The 23,889-nt window shown below is 36.2% G+C and carries 26 protein-coding genes and 1 other RNA gene; 14 read left to right on the top strand and 13 right to left on the bottom strand.

Going from position 1 to position 23,889, the window contains the following annotated elements; translation table 11 throughout:
• Positions 1-15 precede the first annotated feature (15 nt).
• Complete coding sequence (locus tag L1I30_RS14135) at positions 16-750, top strand: head GIN domain-containing protein (protein ID WP_236134956.1); 735 nt, start codon at positions 16-18, stop codon at positions 748-750.
• Positions 751-822: 72 nt separating this feature from the next.
• Here the strand turns inward: L1I30_RS14135 and L1I30_RS14130 are convergent, their stop codons facing one another.
• Both L1I30_RS14130 and L1I30_RS14125 read right to left on the bottom strand, forming a co-directional pair.
• On the bottom strand, positions 823-2,139 hold the full coding sequence (locus L1I30_RS14130; protein ID WP_236134955.1) for an MFS transporter: 1,317 nt from the start codon (positions 2,137-2,139) through the stop codon (positions 823-825).
• 63 nt (positions 2,140-2,202) lie between these two features.
• Positions 2,203-3,024 carry a M48 family metallopeptidase gene (locus L1I30_RS14125; protein WP_236134954.1) on the bottom strand — a complete coding sequence of 274 codons (822 nt, stop codon included), beginning with the start codon at positions 3,022-3,024 and terminating at the stop codon, positions 2,203-2,205.
• A 178-nt stretch (positions 3,025-3,202) separates the two neighbouring features.
• Here L1I30_RS14125 and L1I30_RS14120 point away from each other — a divergent pair, with 178 nt between their 5' ends.
• The 5 genes from L1I30_RS14120 to lpdA all read left to right on the top strand — a co-directional run bounded on the left by L1I30_RS14120 (position 3,203) and on the right by lpdA (position 7,099).
• Positions 3,203-4,072: an alpha/beta hydrolase gene (locus L1I30_RS14120; protein ID WP_236134953.1), complete on the top strand. Its 870-nt coding sequence runs from the start codon at positions 3,203-3,205 to the stop codon at positions 4,070-4,072.
• 29 nt (positions 4,073-4,101) lie between these two features.
• Positions 4,102-4,587, top strand: a complete 486-nt coding sequence (msrB, locus tag L1I30_RS14115) for a peptide-methionine (R)-S-oxide reductase MsrB (RefSeq protein ID WP_236134952.1) — start codon at positions 4,102-4,104, stop codon at positions 4,585-4,587.
• Between the two features lie 7 nt (positions 4,588-4,594).
• Entirely contained in the window at positions 4,595-4,987 is a 393-nt protein-coding gene (gene msrB, locus L1I30_RS14110) for a peptide-methionine (R)-S-oxide reductase MsrB (protein ID WP_236134951.1), read from the top strand.
• 16 nt (positions 4,988-5,003) lie between these two features.
• Positions 5,004-5,543: a collagen-like protein gene (locus L1I30_RS14105; RefSeq protein WP_236134950.1), complete on the top strand. Its 540-nt coding sequence runs from the start codon at positions 5,004-5,006 to the stop codon at positions 5,541-5,543.
• A 164-nt stretch (positions 5,544-5,707) separates the two neighbouring features.
• Positions 5,708-7,099: a dihydrolipoyl dehydrogenase gene (gene lpdA / locus L1I30_RS14100; RefSeq protein WP_236134949.1), complete on the top strand. Its 1,392-nt coding sequence runs from the start codon at positions 5,708-5,710 to the stop codon at positions 7,097-7,099.
• Between the two features lie 64 nt (positions 7,100-7,163).
• Here lpdA and L1I30_RS14095 read toward each other — a convergent pair whose 3' ends face one another.
• From L1I30_RS14095 to L1I30_RS14085, 3 genes are all read right to left on the bottom strand, one after another.
• Positions 7,164-7,883 (bottom strand): Dph6-related ATP pyrophosphatase, encoded by a 720-nt coding sequence (locus L1I30_RS14095; protein ID WP_236134948.1) that lies wholly within the window; start codon positions 7,881-7,883, stop codon positions 7,164-7,166.
• 3 nt (positions 7,884-7,886) lie between these two features.
• Positions 7,887-8,306 carry a type II 3-dehydroquinate dehydratase gene (gene aroQ / locus L1I30_RS14090; RefSeq protein WP_236134947.1) on the bottom strand — a complete coding sequence of 140 codons (420 nt, stop codon included), beginning with the start codon at positions 8,304-8,306 and terminating at the stop codon, positions 7,887-7,889.
• A gap of 146 nt (positions 8,307-8,452) precedes the next feature.
• Positions 8,453-9,052, bottom strand: coding sequence for a porin family protein (locus L1I30_RS14085; protein WP_236134946.1), 600 nt, complete (start codon positions 9,050-9,052; stop codon positions 8,453-8,455).
• 115 nt (positions 9,053-9,167) lie between these two features.
• Here L1I30_RS14085 and xerD point away from each other — a divergent pair, with 115 nt between their 5' ends.
• Together xerD and L1I30_RS14075 are read left to right on the top strand one after the other, a co-directional pair.
• Positions 9,168-10,070 carry a site-specific tyrosine recombinase XerD gene (xerD, locus tag L1I30_RS14080; RefSeq protein ID WP_236134945.1) on the top strand — a complete coding sequence of 301 codons (903 nt, stop codon included), beginning with the start codon at positions 9,168-9,170 and terminating at the stop codon, positions 10,068-10,070.
• A gap of 74 nt (positions 10,071-10,144) precedes the next feature.
• Positions 10,145-11,095, top strand: a complete 951-nt coding sequence (locus L1I30_RS14075; protein ID WP_236134944.1) for an aldo/keto reductase — start codon at positions 10,145-10,147, stop codon at positions 11,093-11,095.
• A 68-nt stretch (positions 11,096-11,163) separates the two neighbouring features.
• Here the strand turns inward: L1I30_RS14075 and rny are convergent, their stop codons facing one another.
• The 4 genes from rny to L1I30_RS14055 all read right to left on the bottom strand — a co-directional run bounded on the left by rny (position 11,164) and on the right by L1I30_RS14055 (position 13,532).
• Positions 11,164-12,726, bottom strand: a complete 1,563-nt coding sequence (rny, locus tag L1I30_RS14070) for a ribonuclease Y (RefSeq protein WP_236134943.1) — start codon at positions 12,724-12,726, stop codon at positions 11,164-11,166.
• A 50-nt stretch (positions 12,727-12,776) separates the two neighbouring features.
• Positions 12,777-12,883, bottom strand: a non-coding RNA gene (ssrS, locus tag L1I30_RS14065) — 6S RNA.
• A gap of 57 nt (positions 12,884-12,940) precedes the next feature.
• Positions 12,941-13,234, bottom strand: a complete 294-nt coding sequence (locus L1I30_RS14060) for a cell division protein ZapA (RefSeq protein ID WP_236134942.1) — start codon at positions 13,232-13,234, stop codon at positions 12,941-12,943.
• A gap of 7 nt (positions 13,235-13,241) precedes the next feature.
• Entirely contained in the window at positions 13,242-13,532 is a 291-nt protein-coding gene (locus tag L1I30_RS14055) for a hypothetical protein (protein ID WP_236134941.1), read from the bottom strand.
• A 181-nt stretch (positions 13,533-13,713) separates the two neighbouring features.
• Between L1I30_RS14055 and L1I30_RS14050 the strand changes: the two genes are divergently transcribed.
• Positions 13,714-15,402 (top strand): M23 family metallopeptidase, encoded by a 1,689-nt coding sequence (locus tag L1I30_RS14050; protein ID WP_236134940.1) that lies wholly within the window; start codon positions 13,714-13,716, stop codon positions 15,400-15,402.
• Positions 15,403-15,506: 104 nt separating this feature from the next.
• On the opposite strand, the gene L1I30_RS14045 is transcribed toward L1I30_RS14050, so the two are convergent.
• Complete coding sequence (locus L1I30_RS14045) at positions 15,507-16,655, bottom strand: cysteine desulfurase family protein (protein WP_236134939.1); 1,149 nt, start codon at positions 16,653-16,655, stop codon at positions 15,507-15,509.
• A gap of 88 nt (positions 16,656-16,743) precedes the next feature.
• Between L1I30_RS14045 and L1I30_RS14040 the strand changes: the two genes are divergently transcribed.
• Positions 16,744-17,697 (top strand): hypothetical protein, encoded by a 954-nt coding sequence (locus L1I30_RS14040; RefSeq protein WP_236134938.1) that lies wholly within the window; start codon positions 16,744-16,746, stop codon positions 17,695-17,697.
• Here the strand turns inward: L1I30_RS14040 and L1I30_RS14035 are convergent.
• Entirely contained in the window at positions 17,694-18,248 is a 555-nt protein-coding gene (locus L1I30_RS14035; protein ID WP_236134937.1) for a DUF8465 domain-containing protein, read from the bottom strand. The genes L1I30_RS14040 and L1I30_RS14035 overlap by 4 nt on opposite strands.
• A complete protein-coding gene (locus tag L1I30_RS14030) occupies positions 18,248-18,514 on the bottom strand; it encodes a hypothetical protein (protein WP_236134936.1) in 267 nt (88 codons plus the stop codon). Before L1I30_RS14030 ends, L1I30_RS14035 begins: the two co-directional genes overlap by 1 nt.
• Positions 18,515-18,609: 95 nt before the next feature.
• On the opposite strand from L1I30_RS14030, the gene L1I30_RS14025 reads away from it, so the two are divergent.
• Genes L1I30_RS14025 through L1I30_RS14015 form a run of 3 tightly spaced genes read left to right on the top strand, consistent with a single transcriptional unit; the run spans position 18,610 to position 20,998 of the window.
• Positions 18,610-20,346 (top strand): DUF8693 domain-containing protein, encoded by a 1,737-nt coding sequence (locus L1I30_RS14025; protein ID WP_236134935.1) that lies wholly within the window; start codon positions 18,610-18,612, stop codon positions 20,344-20,346.
• A 12-nt stretch (positions 20,347-20,358) separates the two neighbouring features.
• Positions 20,359-20,649, top strand: a complete 291-nt coding sequence (locus tag L1I30_RS14020; protein ID WP_236134934.1) for a DUF2752 domain-containing protein — start codon at positions 20,359-20,361, stop codon at positions 20,647-20,649.
• A gap of 19 nt (positions 20,650-20,668) precedes the next feature.
• On the top strand, positions 20,669-20,998 hold the full coding sequence (locus L1I30_RS14015) for a CCC motif membrane protein (protein WP_236134933.1): 330 nt from the start codon (positions 20,669-20,671) through the stop codon (positions 20,996-20,998).
• Positions 20,999-21,058: 60 nt separating this feature from the next.
• On the opposite strand, the gene hisS is transcribed toward L1I30_RS14015, so the two are convergent.
• Positions 21,059-22,429 carry a histidine--tRNA ligase gene (hisS, locus tag L1I30_RS14010; RefSeq protein ID WP_236134932.1) on the bottom strand — a complete coding sequence of 457 codons (1,371 nt, stop codon included), beginning with the start codon at positions 22,427-22,429 and terminating at the stop codon, positions 21,059-21,061.
• Positions 22,430-22,625: 196 nt separating this feature from the next.
• Here hisS and L1I30_RS14005 point away from each other — a divergent pair, with 196 nt between their 5' ends.
• Positions 22,626-23,867 carry an ABC transporter permease gene (locus tag L1I30_RS14005; protein ID WP_236134931.1) on the top strand — a complete coding sequence of 414 codons (1,242 nt, stop codon included), beginning with the start codon at positions 22,626-22,628 and terminating at the stop codon, positions 23,865-23,867.
• Positions 23,868-23,889 lie beyond the last annotated feature (22 nt).

Genomic DNA, 23,889 nt, shown 5'->3' with positions numbered 1-23,889 from the left:
AAAAAAACCATTACAATGAAAAAACTACTATTATTAGCCAGCTTAATAGTTCTGAGTACAAATATTTCCTGTGCACAGGGATGGAGAAACTCCAAAAGAATCACAGGGAATAAGGACCTTACCTCAACCACCAGGTCGGTAGGAGAATACAATGCAGTTTCGGTTTATGGACCAATGGATGTAGAATTGGTAGCCGGTAATGAGGGAACCCTAAAAATAGAAGCAGAAAGTAACCTTATAGAATATATCACCACTCAGGTAGAAGGGGGCAATCTTAAAATAGCTATCGAAAGAGGGGTTAATTTGCAAGCCTCAAGAAATATGTCTATTAAGATCACCGTACCTTTTAAAGATATAGAAGCAGTGCGATTAACAGGTTCTGGAGATATTTGGAACACTGATGTTATTAAAAGTCAAGAGTTCCAGGTAGAAGTAACGGGATCTGGAGATATAACTCTCGATCTTAAAGCGGATACTGTAATTGGTGGTATAACCGGTTCTGGAGACATCACCTTTAAAGGTGATACTAACAGACTGAAATGTTCAGTTAAAGGTTCTGGCGATTTCAAAGCATTTAATCTTAACGCAAATGACGTGAAAGCTTCAGTTACAGGTTCTGGCGATATTGAAATTATGGCGACACAGGAACTTAAAGCTAGTGTATCGGGATCAGGTGATATTACTTACAAAGGGAATCCTGAAAAGCAAGATTTTAAAACTTCTGGTTCAGGTTCTGTTTCTAAGGGTTAAAACTTATTGCAGAAAATAGAAAGGGCAACTAAAACTGATTTAGTTGCCCTTTCTATTTTTAATACTCTCCAATTATTTATCCTTAGGAACTCTTAATAACAGGAAAACTCCTAATATAAAAAAGACAACTAAAAAGAGAATAGCATTTCTAACGCTTCCCGTTACTTGCGCTACTACCCCATACATAAGCATCCCTATTACAATTCCTATTTTTTCAGAGACATCGTAAAAACTAAAGTAACTAGCAGAGTCAAGAGTGCTCACCGGAAGCATTTTTGAATAAGTAGATCTGGAAAGCGCTTGAATCCCTCCCATTATAAGCCCTACACTCGCTGCCGCAATGTAAAAACCAAAAGGGGTTGTAATGAAGTAAGCATAGACGCATATTACAATCCAAAACAAATTAAGACCTATCAAAGTTTTAATATTCCCTATACGGCCGGCAATCCTTGAAGTAAGTGTCGCTCCGGCAACGGCTACCAACTGAATTAAAAGTATACTTACAATTAAACCTGTTGTAGCGTCTTGCTCTCCCCAATCCAGTTCTTCTATTCCAAAATAAGTAGCAATTAGCATAACCGTTTGCACACCCATACTATAAACAAAAAATGCAATTAAATATCTATACAAAGGCTTTTGATGCTTTAAAGCATACCAAATAGACCTCAATTCTTTAAATCCGTTAAAGAGTACATTTCTGGTCATTTTTTGTTTCTTATTACCTTTGGGTAAGTAGTAATAAGTATACTGGCTAAAGCTTATCCACCAAATCCCGGTTAAAACAAAAGAAAGCCGAGTCGGTAAACCTTCATCTTCAAAACCGAACCACTCATATTTCATGATCATTACCAGGCAGATAAGAAGAAGAATAACACTACCTATATAGCCCATAGAAAATCCCTTAGCACTTATTTTATCTTGTTGATCAGGAAAAGCAACATCCGGCAAATAGGAGTTATAGAACACCAAACTTGACCAAAAACCTATTAGCGCCAAGAAGTAGCAAAGCAAACCAAACCAGAGGAAGTCTAAGCTAAACCAAAACAATCCTATACAAGAAACAGCTCCCAAATAGCAGAAGAACTTTAAAAAAGATTTTTTATTCCCCACATAATCTGATATTCCCGATAAAAACGGACTAAAAATAGATACCACTAAAAACGCAGCAGCAGTAACATAGCTGATAAGAGAATCATTATTAAAGTTAAATCCAAGGAAATTAACAGTGTCATCTAAAATAACTCCATCATTATTCTTAACGATAGTAACAGCACCATAAAAAATGGGAAATATTGCGGAAGTTATTACTAAACTGTAAACAGAATTGGCCCAATCGTAAAATGCCCATGCATTTAACAATTTCTTACTTCCTTTAGGGAGATCTTTCATTTTTTAAAAATAGAAAAAGCTGCTCAAATTGAGCAGCTTTCAAAATTATTATTTCTTGATATCTTATTTAAATGTAGTCACTCCATATTTAGCAGCTTCCGCTCTCGCTTCAGGTGCCCATTTTGTAAGATTACTAATTCTTGTTGCAGAAGAAGGGTGTGTACTTAAGAATTCAGGTGGAGCTTGCCCATCGCTATGAGCAGCCATTCTTCTCCAAAGATCTGCAGCTTCATCTGGGTTATATCCAGCAATTGCCATTAATGTTAATCCAATTCTATCGGCTTCAGTTTCATGACTTCTACTAAAAGGAAGCATCACTCCTAATTGCGATCCAAGACCATATGCCTGCGCAAAGATTTGCTGAGTTTGCTCGCTCTTACCACTTACCGCAACACTACCTGCAACAGCACCTAATTGTTGTAATTGCGCAGCGCTCATACGTTGTGCACCATGATCAGCTAATGCGTGAGCTACCTCATGCGCCATTACCACTGCTATTCCGGTTTCATCTTTAGCTATAGGAAGTATTCCAGTATATACTACAGTTTTACCTCCAGGCATCGCCCAAGCATTTACGGCATCGTCTTGTACCAGATTAAATTCCCATGCAAAATCTTTTAAATATCCCTGATACCCATTAGCATTTAAAAATCTCTCTGAGGCGGTAACAATTTTTTGCCCCACATTTTTTATCATATTAGCTTCAGCAGTATTCTTAACAACTTTGTTTTCCGACAAAAACTCATCATATTGAGCAAAGGCAGACGGGAATAACTGTTCATTTGAGACAAAATTCAAATTTTTCTCACCCGTAAAAGGATTCGTCTTACAGCTTACTAAGGTTAGAACGGCAAATACAACTATAAGTAAGTTTTTAATTCTCATAATTTTTGGTTTATTTTTGATAAAAGTACAAAAGTGAAGCCTTCTCTTTAATTAGTTTAAGTTCGCTTTAACAAAAGTTAATTTTCAAAAATAATACCAATCTCAAAATAAAAAGATGTTCTAATAATTATCCTGCGATCTTTCCTATATTATTATCTTGCCCTCTTTTAATGATAATATGACTAAAGACCACAAAAATAAATTACCTGTACAGGTATTGTTAACTCCAAAATACATATTAACCACAGGGAAGATCTTAACAGCGATCTCCCCTTTTCTTGCAAGTAGATTTGCTGCCAGATTATTTCTTTCTCCTCATAAATATAAGCTTCCGAAAAGGGAGAAAAGAATGGATGAAAATTCAATTCAGAAAACTATTATTGTTCCATCCATTAACAGGGAGATTGTTAGCTACAGCTACGGGACATCTAATAAAAAAGTGCTGTTAATCCACGGTTGGAGCGGTCGTGGTACCCAAATGGCTCACATCGCAGAAGCGCTCATCGAAAAAGGCTATTCGGTAGTGAGTTTTGATGCTCCTGCCCATGGAAAAGCTAATGGGAAGATAAGCATGATGCCTTTTTTTATTGAATCAATTCATCATTTAAACGAGATACATGGTCCTTTTGAAGCTGCTATTGGGCATTCTTTAGGTGGCATGTCTATTCTTAAGGCCATTAAAGACGGGTTATCTATCAAAAAGTTGGTTATAATAGGCACAGCCAACAGCGTTACTCACATTACCAAAGAATTTGCCCGGAATATGGGCTTATCTGAAAAAGTAGCCGATAAGATGAAAGCCTACTTCGATTCTAAATTTGGTGAAGATATGGATTCCTACTCCGGAGCTTTATCTGCTGAAAAAGTAAATATTCCAACACTGGTAGTGCACGATGAAGATGATGTAGATGTGCATGTAAGTTCTGCATATGAGATTGCCGATAAACTTAAAAACTCAACATTATTGATTACCGAAGGTTTAGGGCATAGAAAGATATTAGGAGATGCTCATGTAATTAACAAAATCACAACGTTCATCACGGTATAATCTTTGTAGTTTTAGAGAAAAATATACCGATGAAAAAATTCTTTTTAGTCCTATTGGTCGTTATAGCTGTTAGTTGCAACGGAAATGCTCAGAAAAATCAAACTAAATCTTCTGCTAAATATAATGTTTCAAAGACTGATACAGAATGGAAAGCCAGTCTTACGGCAGAACAATATGCTGTGATGATAAATGAAGCTACAGAGCCACCTTTTTCAAGTGAATTAAATGACATTAAAACACCTGGAACCTTTGTGTGTGCGGCATGTGGAAATGAAGTATATGAAACAAAATATAAATTTGATAGCGGGACAGGTTGGCCAAGTTTCGACAGAGCTATAAAAGGTGGAGTAGCTTATGGATCTGACTCTAAATTAGGTTATTCTCGAGATGAAGTTCACTGTGCAAATTGTGGTGGTCACTTAGGACATGTATTTGATGATGGTCCAAAAGAGACTACTGGGAAAAGACATTGTATAAATGGAGTTGCTATGAAATTCGTTCCAAAGACTAAATAATTTAGCTATGAAAAAATATAATTTAGAACTATCTGATAAGGAATGGAAAGAAAAACTTTCTCCTGAGCAGTATAAAGTTCTAAGACAAAAGGGAACGGAAGCTCCTCACACCGGAAAATATAATCTTCATTTCGATAAAGGTGAATATCACTGTGCTGCCTGTAATGCAAAATTATTTGAAAGTAATACTAAATTTGAAAGCGGATGTGGTTGGCCAAGTTTTGATGAATCCATTCCGGGAAGTGTAGAATATATACAAGACAGAAGTTTTGGAATGTTACGTACAGAAATTTTATGTGCAAACTGCGGAAGCCATTTAGGGCACGTGTTTGATGATGGTCCCACAGCTTCTAGCCAGCGTTACTGTGTAAATTCCGCAAGTATTGAATTTGAAAAATAACTTAAAACATTAAACCATGAAAAAAATTATCACATTAGCATTATTCTCATTTATCGCACTAACCTCTTGTTCTGATGGAGATCCGGGACCACAAGGTCCTCCGGGAGAAGACGGTCTAATTGGTAGCGTAGTAGATGTTACAGGAGATTTTAGCGCGGCTAATAATTACGAACTTTCCTTGAATTTCAACGATGTTGGCTTAGAGGTTTATGAATCGGATGTTGTTCTTGTATATCTAAAAACCGGAGAAGATGGTACCGCAGGTGGACAACCGGTTGAAGTTTTTAGACAACTTCCTCAAACTTATTATATAAACGGGCAAGCCCTTCAATACAATTTTGACTACACCTTTTTCGATGTTCTTATCTTTTTAGATGGAACAGCAGATTTTGGAAGCTTGGATTCTAGTTATACAGACGATCAAGTGTTAAGAGTTGTAGTAGTACCTGCTGAGTTTGCTGAGACTTCAGGAGTAGATATTTCCAATATGGAAGCAGTTATGAAAGCTTTAGATGTTCAGGAAAATGACATTGAAAAAGCGAGTCTTAAAAAATAAATAGAAAACCCAATACCATAAAGGCTTATCTCTTTTAAAGAATAAGCCTTTTTTTATTTCATTAATTTTAAATATTAAGCGTTGTAGCCTTTCTAATAACTTTTTGTTTAGACTAGAATTCCTTAAATTCGCAACTTCTTAAACTGTTACAAAAAATTCAGAATATGAGTAAATACGATATCATTGTTTTAGGAAGTGGACCTGGAGGTTATGTTACCGCAATCCGCGCTTCGCAATTAGGTTTTAAAACCGCCATCGTCGAGAAAGAAAGTCTTGGTGGTGTTTGTCTTAACTGGGGTTGTATCCCAACAAAAGCATTGTTAAAAAGTGCGCAGGTTTTCGATTATCTAAAACATGCTGAAGACTATGGTCTTACTTTGAAAGATGCCGATAAAGATTTTAGTGCAGTTGTAAAAAGAAGTAGAGATGTTGCAAATGGAATGAGTAAAGGTGTTCAATTCCTAATGAAGAAAAATAAAATTGATGTAATTGAAGGTTACGGGAAGTTAAAAGCCGGTAAAAAGATTGCAGTTACCGATAAGAATGATAAAACTACCGATTACGAAGCAGATAATATCATTATTGCTACAGGAGCTCGCTCAAGAGAATTACCTAGTTTAAAGCAAGATGGTAAGAAAGTAATTGGTTACCGCGAGGCAATGACCTTAAAAGAGCAACCAAAATCTATGATCGTAGTTGGTTCTGGAGCAATTGGTGTAGAATTCGCACATTTCTACAATACGATGGGAACCGAGGTTACCGTGGTAGAGTTCTTACCGAATTTGGTTCCATTAGAAGATGAAGAGGTTTCTAAACAATTTGAGAGAAGCTTCAAAAAAGCAGGAATTAAGGTAATGACGAACTCTTCTGTAGAGAGTCTTGACACTTCAGGTAAAAAAGTAAAAGCTACTGTAAAGACCAAAAAAGGAGAAGAGATCCTTGAGGCTGATATCGTTCTTTCTGCCGTAGGCATTAAGACCAATATTGAAAATATAGGTTTAGAAGACTTAGGAATTAAAACCGATAAAGATAAGATTCTGGTTGATGAGTGGTACAAGACCAATGTTTCAGGAATCTATGCAATTGGTGATGTTGTAGCCGGGCCAGCCTTAGCACACGTTGCTTCTGCAGAAGGTATTACTTGTGTTGAAAAAATTGCAGGAATGCATGTAGAACCAATCGATTACGGAAATATCCCAGGCTGTACATATGCAACACCTGAAATTGCTTCAGTTGGTATGACTGAAAAACAAGCTAAGGAAGCAGGGTACGAATTGAAGATTGGAAAATTCCCATTTTCAGCTTCAGGAAAAGCGAAAGCCGCAGGTACTCCTGATGGGTTTGTGAAAGTGATCTTTGATGCTAAGTATGGTGAATGGTTAGGTTGCCATATGATTGGTGCCGGAGTTACCGATATGATCGCGGAAGCGGTTTTAGGTCGTAAACTTGAAACTACAGGGCATGAAGTATTAAAAGCTATTCACCCGCACCCAACTATGAGTGAAGCGGTTATGGAAGCTGTTGCAGCTGCTTATGATGAGGTGATACACTTATAAATAAGAATAAATACTTAATATTTAAAAGTCCTGAAATTCAGGGCTTTTTTTTGTTTCAATGATGTTACTTAGGAATTAGGTCACAGAACCAAAAAGCTGTATCCCAAGCCTCGGTCTTATCAGTAAAGCAGTCATCTTCATCTTTAGAGGCGTATTTCCTTTCTACCATCTCTCCTACTTCAAATTTTATCGGGTATTTAAAATTGGGACCATCATACACAAAACTATGGAATTCTCCATTTTCCCCGCAAGCATCAACACCTTCAGGCAAATCTTCTAAAAATGATTGGTCAATTATCCTTCTGCAAAACGTCTTATCTAGATATTTTGAATTAACGCAAACCGTTATTGCTTTAAAACCCGCTTCAATAAATTCTTTTAAAAGTACACGGGTATCTTTTTTCCACAAGGGAAAAACGGCCTCAATTCCCACTTCAGCCAATTGTTGTTCTCGGTATTCTTTTAAGTCTTCCAGAAAAATGTCTCCAAAAACACTATGAGTAAATCCCTTTTCCTTCAACTTAAAAACCTGAGAGTTCATAATTTCAGAATAGGTTTGCATAGAGACGTTTCCGTTTAACTCAATAATATGTAATGGAAGTCCTATACTTTCAGCTTGTCTCTTGAGCAATTCACTTCTCAAGCCATGCATGGAAACTCTATCTACTTCAGAATTAACCGTAGTTAGAAGTTTCTCTATTTTAATAGCTCCTGCCTGTTGTATTTTATATAAGCAAAAAGCAGCGTCCTTCCCGCTGCTCCAGTTCAAATATGCCTTTTTCATCTTCTACTTATTTATAAAACTACTAATTGCAAGATCATAGCTTTGTAAACCGAAACCTATAATTATCCCTACAGCATTGGGAGAGATATATGACTTATGCCGGAATTTCTCCCGGGAAAAGGTATTGGAAATGTGCACTTCAACCACCGGAGTTGAAATAGCTTTAATAGCATCCCCTATTCCTACAGAAGTGTGGGTATAAGCCGCAGCATTCAAAACAATCCCATCAAAATCCTCATCTGCTTTCTGGATAGCATCTATTAATTCTCCTTCTATATTACTTTGCTCATAAGAAAGTTCGGCATCTCTAAACTTAAATTGAAGCTTAGAGAAATACTCTTCAAAACTTTCATTGCCATACGTGTCTGGTTCTCTCGTTCCTAATAGATTAAGATTGGGACCATTTATTATTAATAATTTCATTTGCTAATATTTGTTATTTTTCTGAAGATTAAGAAAAGCATTCCTTCTAAACTTCTCCTTCTAATAGTTAAAGATATTAAAATTGAGACATAAAAAAAGCGAAGACCAATGGCCCTCGCTTTTTAAATATTAATACATTGCTCTTATTAGAACATGAATCCAATTCCAGCTTGAAACACAGAGTTATGAATATCTCTGTCTTTGATTAAATCGGTAAAACCATAGTTGTAACGTCCTTGTATAAAGAAACCATTGTTAAACTTGTATTCTAAACCTGAAGCAACTCCAAATTCAAAATCTTCAGCCTCATCAAAATCTACATCTCCGCCATCTTCTAATGGCTTGTAATCGATCTCTTCACTAACTTTAAAGTTAAATGATGGTCCCGCTTGAAGACTTAGTCCATCAACTAAATAAAATTTAGCTAACACAGGAACCTGAATGTAATCCAATTGATATTCAATATTACCATCTGTATCAAAAACGTTGTCCTGATCTCTTTCCACTACATCAAAACCTTGTCCTGAATATAGTACCTCTGGTTGGATAGAAACTTTGTTAGATAAAGGAATTTCTCCTACCAAACCTAGGTTAAAACTTGTTCTAGATTCTGCATCACCAAAATCATCTCCAGTTATATCGGCGAAGTTCACCCCACCTTTAACACCAAACATTACAGACTCTTGAGCAGATGCAGTGGTGAATCCCAATGCAGCAATTGCTATTACTAAAATTGACTTTTTCATTTGTTTTTGTTTTTAAGTTCGGGAGCAAAATTAAGCCTACATTTGTTAAGGAAATGTTACTCAAACCTAAAGTATTGCTAAACTAGTTTCCTTAAAATTGTTAATAACTTTACCTATGACGTGGCAACAATCTTTAAATGATTATAAAAACTACTTGCTTATAGAACGGGGGCTCGCAGATAATTCTGTTACAAATTACATTTTAGATGTTTCGAAACTTATTAACCACCTGGGCACTAACAATATAGTAATCTCACCCACAAAAATCACCCCCGAAATATTGCAATATTTTGTTTTTGAAATTGCAAAATTGGTGAATGCCAGAACGCAATCTCGAATAATTTCAGGCTTAAAAGGATTTTTTAATTTCTTAATTTTTGAAGGCTATCGAGAAGATAATCCTATGGAATTGATCGAATCTCCCAAAATTGGAAGGAAATTACCTGATACGCTTTCGCTAACAGAAATAGACGAATTAATTGATAATGTCGATCAATCAAAAGAACAAGGCGAGCGCAATAAGGCTATTCTTGAAACTTTATACGGCTGCGGACTCCGTGTGTCGGAGCTGTTAGATCTCAGGATTTCTGATTTATATTTTGATGAAGGTTTTATTAAAGTGACCGGAAAAGGTAGCAAAGATCGTTTTGTTCCCGTTGGAGACATTACTCAGCAAATTATAAGCGATTACATAAATAATAGCAGGCTGCAAGGACCAATTAAAAAGGAAGCTACTGATATTGTCTTTTTAAATAGACGCGGAAATAAGTTAACGAGAGCAATGATTTTTACAATTGTTAAAGATCTTGCAAAGAGAGCCAATTTACAGAAGAATATAAGTCCGCACACCTTTAGGCATTCGTTTGCCACTCATTTACTAGAGAATGGAGCCGATTTAAGGGCAATTCAGCAGATGTTAGGACATGAAAGCATCACAACTACCGAAATATACATGCACGTAGATAAGAGTCATTTAAAACAAGTAATATCTCAATTTCATCCACGCAAAGATTATTAAACTTGTGCTAAAGTCGGCGCTTAGTTTTTTCATGTATAAGAAGCATAGTAAATTCATGCAAAAATAAATTATATATGAAAACTTTGAAATTTAAAAACGGTGATGAAATGCCTGCTATTGGTCTTGGAACCTGGAAGTCTGCCAAAGGAGAAGTTGCCAAGGCTGTAAAAACAGCTATACAAAACGGATACAGACACATCGATTGTGCAGCCACTTACGGAAATGAGGCTGAAGTTGGAGAAGCGCTTGCTGAAGTTTTAAAAGAAGGTATCGTAAAACGTGAAGAACTTTGGATTACATCTAAGTTATGGAACAATTCTCATAAAAAAGAGGATGTTCTCCCTGCTTTAAAACAAACCTTAAAAGACCTACAACTGGATTACTTAGACCTCTATCTAATTCACTGGCCGGTAGCTTTTAAACCTGGTGTAGCCTTTCCCGAAAATGATGATGATTATCTCTCACTAGAAGAAGTACCCATTATAGAAACATGGGAGGCGATGATTGACGCAAAAAAGGAAGGTCTTACCAAACATATAGGAGTCTCTAACTTTAGCCAAACTAAATTGGAAGATCTCATCAAAAAGACAGATGATATACCTGAAATGAATCAGGTGGAGCTGCATCCTTATCTTCAGCAAAATGAATTAATTGAATTCTGTAGTAAGAACAATATTCATCTAACTGCTTATTCTCCATTAGGAAGCGGTGATAGATCTGATGAAATGAAAGCTAAGGATGAACCTTCTTTACTAGAAAACAAAGTAATTACTACCATAGCAAAAAAACACGGCGCTTCCCCGGCACAGGTAATAATTAATTGGGATACATTACGAGGTACAGCGGTTATACCAAAATCTACCAATGAAACTCGAATTATTGAAAATTTGGAAAGCACCGGTGTAAAACTAGATGAAGATGATCTTCAGAAAATCGCTGAACTTGATGATAACTTTAGATATGTAACAGGAAAGTTCTTTGTTACAAAAGGAAATTCTTATAAGGATATTTATGATGAGGAGTAATTAACTTTCTTTCTTAAAATAAAAAATCCCGTCAATGACGGGATTTTTTATTTACTACAATTTAAAAATTATTTAGCAATATTCACTGCACGCGTTTCACGTATAACGGTTACCTTAACTTGCCCGGGATATGTCATATCTGTTTGGATCTTTTGAGAGATCTCAAAAGAGAGATTTGCCGCCTTATCGTCTGTAACTTTCTCACTTTCTACAATAACTCGTAATTCTCTACCAGCCTGGATGGCATATGCTTTCTTCACGCCACCAAATCCGAAGGCTATCTCTTCAAGATCTTTCAAACGTTGGATATACGAATCCAACACCTGTCTTCTCGCTCCCGGTCTTGCACCACTAATAGCATCACAAACCTGCACTATAGGTGATAAAAGAGAATTCATTTCTATTTCATCGTGGTGAGCTCCAATAGCATTACATACTTCCGGTTTTTCACCATATTTCTCAGCCCACTGCATCCCTAAAATTGCGTGTGGTACTTCAGTCTCCGTATCCGGCACTTTTCCTATATCATGTAATAGTCCGGCACGTTTCGCTAACTTCGGATTCAATCCTAGTTCTGCGGCCATTACACCACATAGTTTAGCTACTTCTCTGGAGTGATGCAGTAAGTTCTGACCGTAAGACGATCTATACTTCATTCTACCAACCGTTTTAATTAATTCTGGATGTAGACCATGAATACCAAGATCGATCACTGTACGCTTACCTATATCAATTATTTCTTCATCTATCTGTTTGCGGGTTTTCTTTACCACCTCTTCAATACGTGCCGGGTGAATTCTTCCATCTGTAACCAGTTTATGTAAAGATAAACGCGCTACTTCTCTTCTTACTGAATCGAAACAAGAAAGTATAATTGCCTCAGGGGTATCATCAACAATAATCTCTACTCCTGTTGCAGCTTCAATAGCTCGAATATTTCTTCCTTCTCTACCAATAATTCTACCCTTCACATCATCGCTTTCCAGATTAAAGACAGATACACAGTTTTCAATCGCTTCTTCCGTACCGATGCGCTGAATGGTGTTAATGATGATCTTCTTAGCTTCTTGCTGAGCGGTTAGCTTGGCTTCTTCAATAGTATCCTGAATAAGGGCCATGGCATCTGCCTTCGCATTATCTTTCAAAGATTCTGTAAGTTGAGACTTAGCTTCCTCAGCCGAAAGCCCTGAAATCACTTCCAGTTGTTGAATTTTACTGGCAAGCAACTTATCTATTTCCTCTTGTTTCTTTTCTAAATAGTCGTTTCTATGATCGTAATCCTTGATCTTATCTTCAATATCTTTATTTAAATTCTTGCTTTTAGCAAGCTCACTTGAAAGCTGAGATTCTTTGTCTCTTATACGTTTCTCTGCATCTCCAATCTTCTTATCTCTGCTAAGTATTACTTTCTCATGCTCAGTTTTAAGTTCAATGAATTTTTCTTTAGCCTGAAGTATCTTGTCTTTCTTTATACTCTCTGCCTCCACCTTAGCTTCTCTAATTGTTGCAGCCGCCGATTTCTTGGCTCCTTTAACAATTTTTGACGCATTACTCTTCTCGAGAAATTTAGCTATTGCAAATCCTATTGCAACGCCTACTACTACTCCAATAATTACTATACTTATGTCCATATGTTTAAATGTATATATAAAAAAAGCCTGTACTAGATCATGTTTTGTATAAACTCCTTAAAATAAGTATAGGGCTAACAAGCTGATCAAGTATCCGCTCAAAGACGGCTCGCTTTTACAACTTAAACTCACCCTTTTTAAAGAATTCGTGTTGAGTTTATCAAAAATAAATCACTAATACAGGCAGTAAACCTTTTGTGTTATTTAAAAGAACTTATGTAGCTAAGTGAGTTTGAAGAAGTTCATTAAGTGACTTTAATTTCTCTTCAGCTATTTCCACTTCGCTTTGATTATCTATGGTTTTTTGCTCGGTCTGGGCTGCAAACTGCAAGGCACACATGGCCAAGACATCTTGCTTATCCCTTACGGCATAACTTTGCTCAAACTGCTTTATCATCGCTTCTATCTTCTTTGCAGCCTTACGCAATCCTTCTTCCTGATGGGACTGAATCGTTAGAGGGTAAACCCTGTCTGCAATCGATATTTTTATTTTAAGCGTATCTGACATTATTCTTTTATTCTGATAATTGAACAATACATTGATCAATATCTCGTATCAAGCCGTTTATTTTAAGCTTAGTTTCCTTCTTGAAATCGTTACTGCCTAGCATCGCGTTGGCGGCCTTTAGAGTTTGAACTCGGTTTTCTGAAGTTATTAATTCTTCGGTAATCCGCTCGTTTTCCTTTTTAACAGCTGTTAATTCTTCCTGAATTGAATGTTGCGTTTGCTTAAGAACTTCATACTTATGAAGCAACTTGCTTATTCTATTTTCAAGGCTATCAACTATTTCTGTCAAATCACTCATAAAAGCTCAACGTGCTACTTATTCCTACAAAGTTAACATACCTCCTCAAATTTCCCAATACTTTTAAATCTATTTTCAAAATCCTTTCAAATACGCTTTATATAAGGCGCAATAAAGCTTGAATAATCCCTGAAACTTTAAGTATATTTAGAGCCCGAAAACAATTATTTGAAAAGATTTTATGAAGAAGCTATTGCCGCTATTATTAGTTTTAGTTACAAGTCTTATACAGGCCCAACCTCAAGTGCCTACCGACTATTTTAGAAAACCATTGGACATCGATCTGGTTTTGTCCGGAACTTTTGGTGAACTCAGGTCAAATCATTTCCATAGCGGAATGGATATTAAAACCCAACAACGAGAAGGATTACCGGTTCTTGCGGCGGCCGATGGGCATATAAGCCGAATAAACATTCAGCATTATGGCTACGGAAAAGCATTATACATACTTCACTCTAATGGCTACACCACTGTTTATGGACATTTACAGCGTTTATCGCCCGAACTAGAAGCTTATCTTAAAAAGCAACAATACGCTAAAGAAACTTATGAGATAGAGCTTTTTCCTAAAGAAGGTGAATTAGCAGTTAAAAAAGGAGATCTTATAGCTTACAGTGGAAACACCGGAGGAAGTGGCGGCCCTCATTTGCATTTTGAAATTAGGGACGGTCAGCAACGCCCTATGAATCCAAACCTCTTTGGTATTAACCTGAAGGACACTCAAGCCCCCACAGTTAATTCATTATTCGTGTATCCACTGGGAGAAAATGCCCATGTAAACGGCTCAGCAGAAAGACAACAAATTAAATTAATCCCTCTTAGCGACGGCTCTTTTAAAACCCAAGAACTGGAAGCATGTGGCGAGATAGGATTTGGAATTTCTACAGTAGATAAGCTAGATGGAGCGCCCAATAACAATGGAGTTTACAAAATTGAAGCTAACCTTAACGGTGATCGTATATTCCAATTAAATATGGATAAATTCTCATTTTCTGAAACACGATATATCAATTCGCTTATTGATTATGAGTATTTCAGCAATAGAAAAAGTCGTATCACTAAATTATTCGTGCCACAGAACAACCCTTTGAGCATCTACGAAAATGTCTTAAACAAAGGAAATATAAGCGTTCAGGATAGCTTAACCTATTTATATAGCATCAAAGTATTGGATTATGCCGGAAATGAACGCGTGATACGAATTCCTATTTTAGGGAAACAGCCTAAGACTGCCGTTTCAAAAAATATCCAGGAGACTGATTATTTTGTAAAAGCCGATGAAGCTTTTTCTACAGAACAAAACGGAATAGATATCTATATTCCTAAAAATAGTCTTTACGAAGATACGTACCTCGACATTTCTTTTAAGGGTGACACGCTACACTTTCATCAGGACGACACTCCTATTCATAGCAACATTACTATTGGATTTGATGTGAGCAAGTATAAAGCTGAAGACAGAGAGAAACTTTTTATTGCAGAGTTAGGTTATAGAGGGAGGCCCAGCTATTCTTCAACCTATAAAAAAGGAAATAGATTTACCACCGGCACTCGATCTTTTGGTGATTACACCTTAGTAGCAGATATTAATGCTCCTAAAATTTCACCTGTAAATTTCAAAGACGGGCAATGGATCTCCAACAACCAAACGCTACAAGTAAAAATATCAGATGATCTTTCAGGGATTAAGAGCTATAGAGCAACTGTTAACGGAAAATTTATCTTGATGGAATATGAATACAAAAAGAATATGCTAACCCATAGTTTTAGCGACGAAGCTTTAACTGAAACAGAAAATCATCTTAAAGTAATTGTAACAGACAATGTGGGTAATAGTCAAACATATGAGGCTACTTTCTTCCGAAAGTAGGACTGCTTCAACCCAAGAACACAAAAGCCTCCTTATCAGGAGGCTTTTACTTTTAATTTAAACAACTTGTTTTATTCAATTATAAACCAGTTATTTATGATAAATTATTTCTCTATAAATTCTTTTAAAACTTCGACGGTATAATCTATATCTTCAGTACTATTAAATCTAGATAATGAAAAACGAAGGGACGGCTTTTTCATATCCTCTTCAGATAAAAACGCACTTAAAACATGAGAGCCTTTATCACTTCCACTCTGGCAAGCACTACCTTTTGAACAGGCAATACCTTTAAGATCTAATTGAAACAATAACATTAAGGCCTTTTCAGGAGAAACAGGTAAACATACATTTATTAGTGTGTAAGTACTACTTTCAAAATCTTTGCAGTTCCCATTAAATTTAACTCCTGGAATCTCAGTCTCTAATTTCTCGATGAAGTATTTCTTAAGAGAAGATATATACGCTCTCTCTTCATCCATTGTCTCATGTGCTAACTTCAACGCTTCTTCCAGACCTACGATATTATGAACACTTTCAGTTCCAGCACGATGACCCCGCTCCTGCTCACCTCCAAAAATAAGAGGTTTCAAACCGCTATTCTTACGTACAAAAGCAAATCCTACACCTTTGGGGCCATGGAATTTGTGCGCACTCACAGCTGTAAAATCTACTGGGAGATTAGACAAATCCATTTTAAAATGACCAATAGATTGCACGGTATCGCAATGAAACAATGCATTTTTACTCTTACATAATTTCCCTACAGTTTCAATATTCAAAATATTTCCCACCTCATTATTCACGTGCATCAGGCTAACCAGTGTTTTTTCTTCTGAAGAACTTAAGAGTTGCTCGAGATCTGAAATATCAACATTCCCACAATTATCCAGCTTTACATAATCTACCGCAATATCAAAACAGGCTTTTAATTGATCTACTGTGTAAAGCACCGCATGGTGTTCGATCTTTGAAGTGATTATCCTTCTCACCCCAAGGTCACGCACGGCAGAATTCAAGGCTAAATTATCTGCCTCGGTACCACCCGATGTGAACACTATTTCTGAAGCAGACACATTTAAATAACCCGCTACAGTTTTACGAGCATTTTCAACTAACGATTTAGATGACCTTCCATAACTATGAGTAGATGAGGGATTACCGTAGTTTTCTCTCATTACTTGGGCCATTTTATCTATAACTTCCTCACGCATTTGCGTGGTTGCTGCACTGTCTAAATATACTTTTCTCATGGGGCACAAAAATAAAAGAAATAAAATTATTTAAAGTATGCTCTGCTATAAATTACTAAAGCTTTATTTTTGTTGAAAACAAATTTTTATGCGCACTTACCTTTGCTTAGGAATACTCTTGCTTTTTTTAACTTCTTGTGATGATGGTGATATTATTTTCACTTCTTTTGATTTTGACGATCAAGACTTGAAAGTGTGCGGAGATGCTGAGAATAAAGTCTTCTATAAAATTAAAAATGACAATATTTTTGAATCTATATCGCTAAGCACTGATCAGCTTGCAACAATAGAAGAAGGTTTTATTTCAACTGAGATTGGTGAGATCACCTTTTCTCTTTCGGGGGAAAACAATAAACTTGTTTATAGAACTTTTGATGACGCTGTAACTACAGACTACTTCTGTAATAATATTCCTCCAAGCACACCTCGTGTGCAACAGGAATACAAAAGCGTTGGAGGCACAGTGATTATTATAACCCAAGAAACAGCCAGCGATGATATTGATGGAGATGATATATTAAATACTCTTGAAGGCATGGCTACAGAACAAGATACTGATGGGGATGGTATTTTTGATTACTTAGATATTGATGATGACGGAGACAATGTACCTACTAGTGAAGAACTTAAAAAACTCGCAACAGATCCAGTTAATGCAGATGGTTATAAAGATAGTGATGAAGACGGTATAGCAGATTACCTCGATGATGATGATGACAACGATGGTGTTATTACCCGATGGGAAGTAACCGAGTTAAATACCAACCCTGCCACAAATTATAACCCTACAACTGACCAACCATATTACCTAGATAAAACTGCCAGTATCCAGTATGAAGGAGCCGAAAGCCTTATTAACACAATTAAGAAGAGCTTTAGTTCTTTAATTAGAATTCAGGATCTCAAACTAAAGAATCAAGGAGGAGACGCCGAAGAAATATCTTTTGAAAGTTATACTTTAGGCACTTTTGTATCTAACAATTTGGAAGTAACCTACCCTTTAGAAGAAGAGGAACCTACAGAAGGCGAAGAAACCAATTAAGCATTCTGAAAAATATAAACTTCTGTGGCGCCCGCTCCATACTTCTGGAAATCGGCGTCATAGAATTTTAAATTATCATACCTTCCTAGCATAAAATCGAGTTCTGCCTTAAGTACGCCCTCACCAACTCCATGTATGAAAACGATTTTTGGAATACGCTTACTAATAGCAAACTCTATTTGTCTGACAGCTGTTTCTATTTGAAGACTTAAAATATCATAGTTACTCATGTTTCCATGAGAACGAACCAATTTTTCTATATGCAAATCTACTTCCATAGGAGGAGCACTTCTCTCCTTTGGTTTTATTCGCGTTGATTTTAAGCGCTTTACGGGCTGTTTTTCTTTTAATATCTTAGAAAGAGGAATATCTACAGCATTTAGCATTCTACTTTGATCGCTATCAATTTTGACCAGTTCAGAACTCTGAAAATCTAACAAAAAACCTTCCGTAGTCTCTATAGAGATAGCTTCTCCGTTAACCTTGATCACTTTGCCTTCTAAGGCATCATCCAGCACTGCCACTCTATCACCAACTGTAAATCCCTCCATTACAAATCTTGTTGTTCGTTATCGTCAATATGATCATCCTTAGTTTCAACCCAATAATTTGTCGCTCTGTACAAACCAAACATTATCACTACAAAACCACCTATTTGAATATACTTATCTGGGGTTTCAACCGTAATAGAATACACTAACATAATTCCTCCAACCAGAATAAGCAGTGTATTAATTAATTGGGAATATTTTTTCATCATAATTAACTGATTTTTAGTACTTAAAATTGCATATGGAATAATTTCATTCGCCTCCAATATGCTAATTTTAAGTAAGCAATAAATATATGAAGCAAATATACACTATCGCATTTTTTTTTCTGCCTTTAATCTGTTTTTCCCAATTGTATATTATGCCTAACTTAAATCAGGATAGTTATATATATTCGGAAGGCACAATAGTATTTGTAGAAAAGAACATTGATCTGACTCTAAATAATGAGGAGAGTTCAAAAGCGAGTATCTTTTTAAGAAATGAAGCTCAACTGTTACAAGGAAGATCTAACTCTGTTAATTCCGGAAATGGCCAAATTTCGGTATTTCAGGAAGGAACGGCATCCGAATACACATATAATTATTGGGGTATTCCAGTTCAAAATAATTCAACAAATTCTAATTTTGGGAATATACTTTTTGAACCGCTCTCCAAAACCCTTAGTAGAAAAGCAGAAATAACAAATAGTTATAACGGAACCGCAAATCCATTGAACATTTCGAACAAATGGATATATAAATACACGGGCAATAGTTACAGTGATTGGAAATACATAGGAAATATTTTTGATGTTTTACCGGGGGAAGGCTTCACCATGAAAGGGGTTTCTGGAACTAACACTGAAGTAAACATCTATGGCACCATGAATAATCCGGGAGGAAAACAACGCTATGATTTTCGAGGAATTCCCAATAATGGAATAATCACTTTAAAAATTAAGGCAGATGAAGGCAAACTGATAGGAAACCCATATCCCTCTGCAATTGACCTCAATGCATTTCTTCAGCAAAACGAGAGCTTAACGGGAATTGCCTATTTCTGGGATTCACGCCCTGTAGCTTCACATTATATCAAAGATTATGAAGGCGGCTATGGAGCCTATTCGCCAGCGGGCGGAAATTGTGGTTACGTGCCCGCGGTATTTAGCAAGTATGACGCCTTTGGGAATCCACTTTCAGAAAGCGGTCTAGGCGATTATTATGCAAGACGCTTCACCCCTCTTGCCCAAGGTTTTATAGTTATAGGAGCTAGTGAAGGAGAATTTTCTTTTAAAAATGAGTATCGAATTTTCACAAAAGAGAATGCTGAAACATCCCAGTTTAAAACACAGCGACTCTCCAACAAAGATGTGGAGGAAAATATCTCTTCTATTCGCTTGAATATTGAATTTACAAACCTCTATATCCGACAGTTATTATTGGTCTTTAACGACAATAGCACGAAAGATGCAGACAGAGCAATGGATGCTAAGAACTTATCCTATTTAGATACCGATGCAGGATGGTTGATAAATGATGAGTCTTACCTGATTGAGGTTAGACCCTATTTACATGATGACCTAATCCCTTTGGCTATAAAATCTACAACAAATCTTAACCTTAGTTTCAAGGTTGTTGAAACCGAAAATTTTAGTGAACCTCTATATTTAGTCGATTCCTATACAGACACTTATTATAATCTAAAGGAAGAAGTGTCAATCACAATAGAGGCAGCATACGTGGCCGATCGATTTAAGATCAGTTTTAAAGACAAACCTATTACAGAAATTATAGAAACCGAAGAAGAAACCACTCCAGATCCCGTACCACAAACACCGGAAATCCCGGAAGTCACCCCCATATATTCAATACTCAAACCTTCCATTTACCAGAATAATCCATTAAAAAGGCTGGAGATAAATATTCCTGAAAAATACAAAGAGGTTTTTATAGAAATATTTGACAGTTCCGGAAGAAAAGTCAAAGAAACCAGTAGAAAAATCACCGAAAAACATATTGAAATTTCTACGTCAAATTTTAGCAGCGGAATTTACATCCTGAAAATATATAACCAGGATGAAGGTATTATTTCTAAAAAAGTTATAATTTCAAATTAAATACTTTTATTAATGGAAGATTTTTTACTTCCCTGCTTAAATAAGGAAATATTTGGAATAGACTGTTACGGCTGTGGCGGACAAAGAGCTCTTCTTTTATTGCTTGAAGGTAAATTTGAAGCTGCCTATCATATGTTTCCGGCGATCTACACCTTGCTCCCACTACTATTTTTAGTATTATTCAATATTTTCATCAAATTTAAATATGCTTATACTCTCAAGATCGGTCTAATTCTTTTGAATGCAACGATTATCTTTATTAGTTATATCTTTAAAATGTATGATCTATTTAATTCTATATAAATTCTTTTAAAAACACACTATGAATATACAAAGGCAAGAACTACCCAACTCTACTTTAATTCTAGTATTTGGAATCTTATCTATTGTAGGATGTTGTTGTTACGGAATAGTCGGCTTAATATTCGGTGTTCTTGCAATAGTAATGGCTAAAAAAGCTAAAGAGATCTATTTAGCAAGTCCCGAACTTTATATTGGGTATCAAAACGTGAATACCGGAAGAATATTAGCTATTATAGGAGTGGTGCTAAGTGCAATTGTCCTAATATCCAATATCATTTTCTTAATTTTTATTGGAGAGAATGGAATGATGGAAATACTAGAGGAAGTACAACGCGAATATGGGGGTTAAAAAAACAAATGCTCGTATAATATGAATTATACGAGCATTCGTAAATATCGACAACTTTAATTATTTCAAAGTATCAATTAGATCTTCCAAACTAAGTTTTTCCTGATTTCCACTTACCATATTTTTTAGACCATAAACTTCAGCTTTAATCTCTTCAGCACCGGCAAGTATAACGAATGGTATATTACGCTTATTTGCATGATTCATCTGCTTTTTCATTTTTGCAGCATCAGGATATAACTCTGCAGCTATTCCTGCTTCCCTGAGCTTTTGAACAGCCTTTAAACCATACATTGCCTCATCTTCTCCAAAATTTATAACCAATACTTTAGTTGCGGCACTAACAGTGGTTGGAAAAAGATCCAATTCTTCCAGCACCAGATAGATCCTGTCTAATCCAAAGGATATTCCAACCCCACTCATATTTTTTAAACCGAAGATACCCGTAAGGTCATCATATCGACCTCCGCCACCAATAGAGCCCATTTTTACCGTGTTGGGAGCCGCAACCTCAAAGATCGCACCCGTGTAATAATTAAGTCCTCGAGCTAAGGTAACATCCAGATCTAATACTGCAGTTTTTAAAGGCATTTCAGAAATAGCCTTTTGAATAAACTGCAGTTCTTCAATTCCCTTTTTTCCTATTTCAGAGGTTTCCAAAATGGTATGAAGTATAGCTATCTTATCATTAAAAGTACCTTTCATTCCAAAGATAGGCTGGATTTTCTTCAAAGCCTCTTCAGATATTCCTTTCTGCAACATTTCATCTTTTACACCCTGCTCCCCTATTTTATCGAGTTTATCTAAGGCAACCGTAAAATCGATCAATTTATCCTGTTCTCCAATAACTTCAGCGAAACCTGATAATATTTTTCGATTATTTATCTTTATTGTAACACCTTCCAGTTGTAATGCTGTGAAAACTGTATCGTACAATTGGACAAATTCTACTTCCTGCCATAAACTATCACTCCCCACCACATCAGCATCACACTGAAAGAATTCGCGAAACCTTCCTTTTTGAGGACGGTCTGCTCTCCACACCGGTTGAATTTGATAGCGCTTAAATGGAAACTCCAATTCATTTTGATGTTGTACCACATATCTGGCAAAAGGAACCGTTAGATCGTAGCGTAGCGCTTTCTCACTAATCGAGGAGGTGAGCTTTAAGCTATCTTCATTCTTATAGGCGTCTTTATCAGCTTTTGCCAAAAAATCTCCGGAATTAAGAATTTTAAAGATCAACCTATCACCTTCTTCCCCGTATTTTCCCATCAAGGTATCTGAGTTTTCAAAACTAGGAGTTTCAATAGGCTGAAATCCGAATTTTACAAACTGAAATTTTATGGTGTTAATTATATAAGAGCGCTTTGCCACTTCAATTGGAGAAAAATCCCTTGTTCCCTTTGGGATGGAAGGTTTTTGTGCCATAATGTATATTTCTTGAACTAAGTATCTATTTATAAAACATCAAAAACTACAAAACACCCTAAAAATTTCTCTGGGTCCTATCATTTTTGATGCTGCAAATATCTTAATTTTTGTGCGAACCCAAACAAATTTCAATTTTTAAGTAACATTCCTGTAAATTGGTAGTCTAACTACTGCGTTTTGATACTATCTAACTATGTTCTCACTATTAAAGGAAAATATAAGAATTGCTTTCGATTCTATTAAAAGTCAACTTCTTAGAACCATACTCACTGTTTTAATTATTGCTATTGGAATAACCGCTTTGGTGGGTATTCTAAGTGCTGTAAGCGCCTTAGAAAATACTATTAGTAGTGATTTTGCGTCTATGGGTGCTAATACCTTCAATTTACAGCAATACGAATTTGCCACAAGAAGCAGAGGCGGTGGCGAAGTAGAAAAGGTTAATCCAATTATCAATTACCGTGAGGTAAAGGAGTTTAAAGACAATTATGAATTTCCGCAAACTCAAACTTCTATTTCCTTTACAGGAACAGGAAATGCGGAAGTAAAATATGAAAATGAAAAGACCGATCCTGAAGTTTCGGTATTAGGAGTAAATGAATTTTACCTTTCCAACTCAGGTTTAAATCTGGAAAAAGGGAGAGATTTTAATTATTTCGATATTCAGAATAACAACCATGTTGCAGTATTAGGAGCCGATTTTGCCGAGGGAATATTCAAGGGAACCGATCCTATCGATAAAGTAATCAGCGTTAGAGGAGCTAAGTTTAGAGTAATTGGAATCTTGGAGTCAAAAGGTTCTACATTTGGTAACAATCAGGATCTTCGTGTTTTGATTCCCGTTGAACTTGCTCGCTCAATCTTCACACAACCCAATATTAATTACGCAATAAGTGTAAGAGTTGGAGATAAAGAAATGATGGAAGGTGCACAAAGCGAAGCTATCATCACTTTTAGAAACATTCGAGGATTGAATCCTATTGAAGAAAATAATTTCGGGATTGAGAAAAGTGACGATCTAATTAATAGAATTTTTTCTATTACCAGTTATTTGAACATTGCCGCTTGGATAATATCTATAATTACCATTTTTGGGTCTTCTATAGCATTGATGAACATTATGCTAGTATCGGTAACCGAGCGGACCCGAGAGATTGGAATACGTAAGGCCTTAGGTGCAAAAAGAGGCACAATAGCTACTCAGTTCTTTATGGAAACCCTAATCATTGGTCAGTTTGGAGGTATTCTAGGAATTATTTTAGGAATATTGATTGGATGGGGAGTATCTGCAGCGGCCGATTTCGATTTTGTAACCCCATGGAAAGCGATGCTATGGGCAACCGGAATCACCATATTAGTAGCAATAATTGCCGGTAGTTATCCTGCTTCCAAAGCTGCAAAACAAGATCCAATAGATTCCTTACGCTACGAATAGCGAATTTGCATGATAACTGTTT

It is taken from the genome of Gillisia lutea (assembly GCF_021568705.1).
GTDB lineage: Bacteria > Bacteroidota > Bacteroidia > Flavobacteriales > Flavobacteriaceae > Gillisia > Gillisia lutea.
Note: the sequence above shows the minus strand (reverse complement) of the source record. Positions and strands in the feature narration are given on the sequence as shown.

Coding starts and splice junctions, on each gene's coding strand:
- L1I30_RS14135 (WP_236134956.1), top strand. CDS start 16: ATGAAAAAACTACTATTATTAGCCAGCTTAATAGTTCTGAGTACAAAT.
- L1I30_RS14005 (WP_236134931.1), top strand. CDS start 22,626: ATGTTCTCACTATTAAAGGAAAATATAAGAATTGCTTTCGATTCTATT.
- msrB (WP_236134952.1), top strand. CDS start 4,102: ATGAAAAAATTCTTTTTAGTCCTATTGGTCGTTATAGCTGTTAGTTGC.
- L1I30_RS14075 (WP_236134944.1), top strand. CDS start 10,145: ATGAAAACTTTGAAATTTAAAAACGGTGATGAAATGCCTGCTATTGGT.
- L1I30_RS14095 (WP_236134948.1), bottom strand. CDS start 7,883: ATGAAAAAGGCATATTTGAACTGGAGCAGCGGGAAGGACGCTGCTTTT.
- L1I30_RS14050 (WP_236134940.1), top strand. CDS start 13,714: ATGAAGAAGCTATTGCCGCTATTATTAGTTTTAGTTACAAGTCTTATA.
- L1I30_RS14035 (WP_236134937.1), bottom strand. CDS start 18,248: ATGGAGGGATTTACAGTTGGTGATAGAGTGGCAGTGCTGGATGATGCC.
- L1I30_RS14045 (WP_236134939.1), bottom strand. CDS start 16,655: ATGAGAAAAGTATATTTAGACAGTGCAGCAACCACGCAAATGCGTGAG.
- xerD (WP_236134945.1), top strand. CDS start 9,168: ATGACGTGGCAACAATCTTTAAATGATTATAAAAACTACTTGCTTATA.
- L1I30_RS14085 (WP_236134946.1), bottom strand. CDS start 9,052: ATGAAAAAGTCAATTTTAGTAATAGCAATTGCTGCATTGGGATTCACC.
- hisS (WP_236134932.1), bottom strand. CDS start 22,429: ATGGCACAAAAACCTTCCATCCCAAAGGGAACAAGGGATTTTTCTCCA.
- rny (WP_236134943.1), bottom strand. CDS start 12,726: ATGGACATAAGTATAGTAATTATTGGAGTAGTAGTAGGCGTTGCAATA.
- L1I30_RS14055 (WP_236134941.1), bottom strand. CDS start 13,532: ATGAGTGATTTGACAGAAATAGTTGATAGCCTTGAAAATAGAATAAGC.
- L1I30_RS14120 (WP_236134953.1), top strand. CDS start 3,203: ATGACTAAAGACCACAAAAATAAATTACCTGTACAGGTATTGTTAACT.
- L1I30_RS14025 (WP_236134935.1), top strand. CDS start 18,610: ATGCCTAACTTAAATCAGGATAGTTATATATATTCGGAAGGCACAATA.
- L1I30_RS14060 (WP_236134942.1), bottom strand. CDS start 13,234: ATGTCAGATACGCTTAAAATAAAAATATCGATTGCAGACAGGGTTTAC.
- L1I30_RS14020 (WP_236134934.1), top strand. CDS start 20,359: ATGGAAGATTTTTTACTTCCCTGCTTAAATAAGGAAATATTTGGAATA.
- msrB (WP_236134951.1), top strand. CDS start 4,595: ATGAAAAAATATAATTTAGAACTATCTGATAAGGAATGGAAAGAAAAA.
- L1I30_RS14105 (WP_236134950.1), top strand. CDS start 5,004: ATGAAAAAAATTATCACATTAGCATTATTCTCATTTATCGCACTAACC.
- L1I30_RS14040 (WP_236134938.1), top strand. CDS start 16,744: ATGCGCACTTACCTTTGCTTAGGAATACTCTTGCTTTTTTTAACTTCT.
- L1I30_RS14130 (WP_236134955.1), bottom strand. CDS start 2,139: ATGAAAGATCTCCCTAAAGGAAGTAAGAAATTGTTAAATGCATGGGCA.
- lpdA (WP_236134949.1), top strand. CDS start 5,708: ATGAGTAAATACGATATCATTGTTTTAGGAAGTGGACCTGGAGGTTAT.
- L1I30_RS14125 (WP_236134954.1), bottom strand. CDS start 3,024: ATGAGAATTAAAAACTTACTTATAGTTGTATTTGCCGTTCTAACCTTA.
- L1I30_RS14015 (WP_236134933.1), top strand. CDS start 20,669: ATGAATATACAAAGGCAAGAACTACCCAACTCTACTTTAATTCTAGTA.
- aroQ (WP_236134947.1), bottom strand. CDS start 8,306: ATGAAATTATTAATAATAAATGGTCCCAATCTTAATCTATTAGGAACG.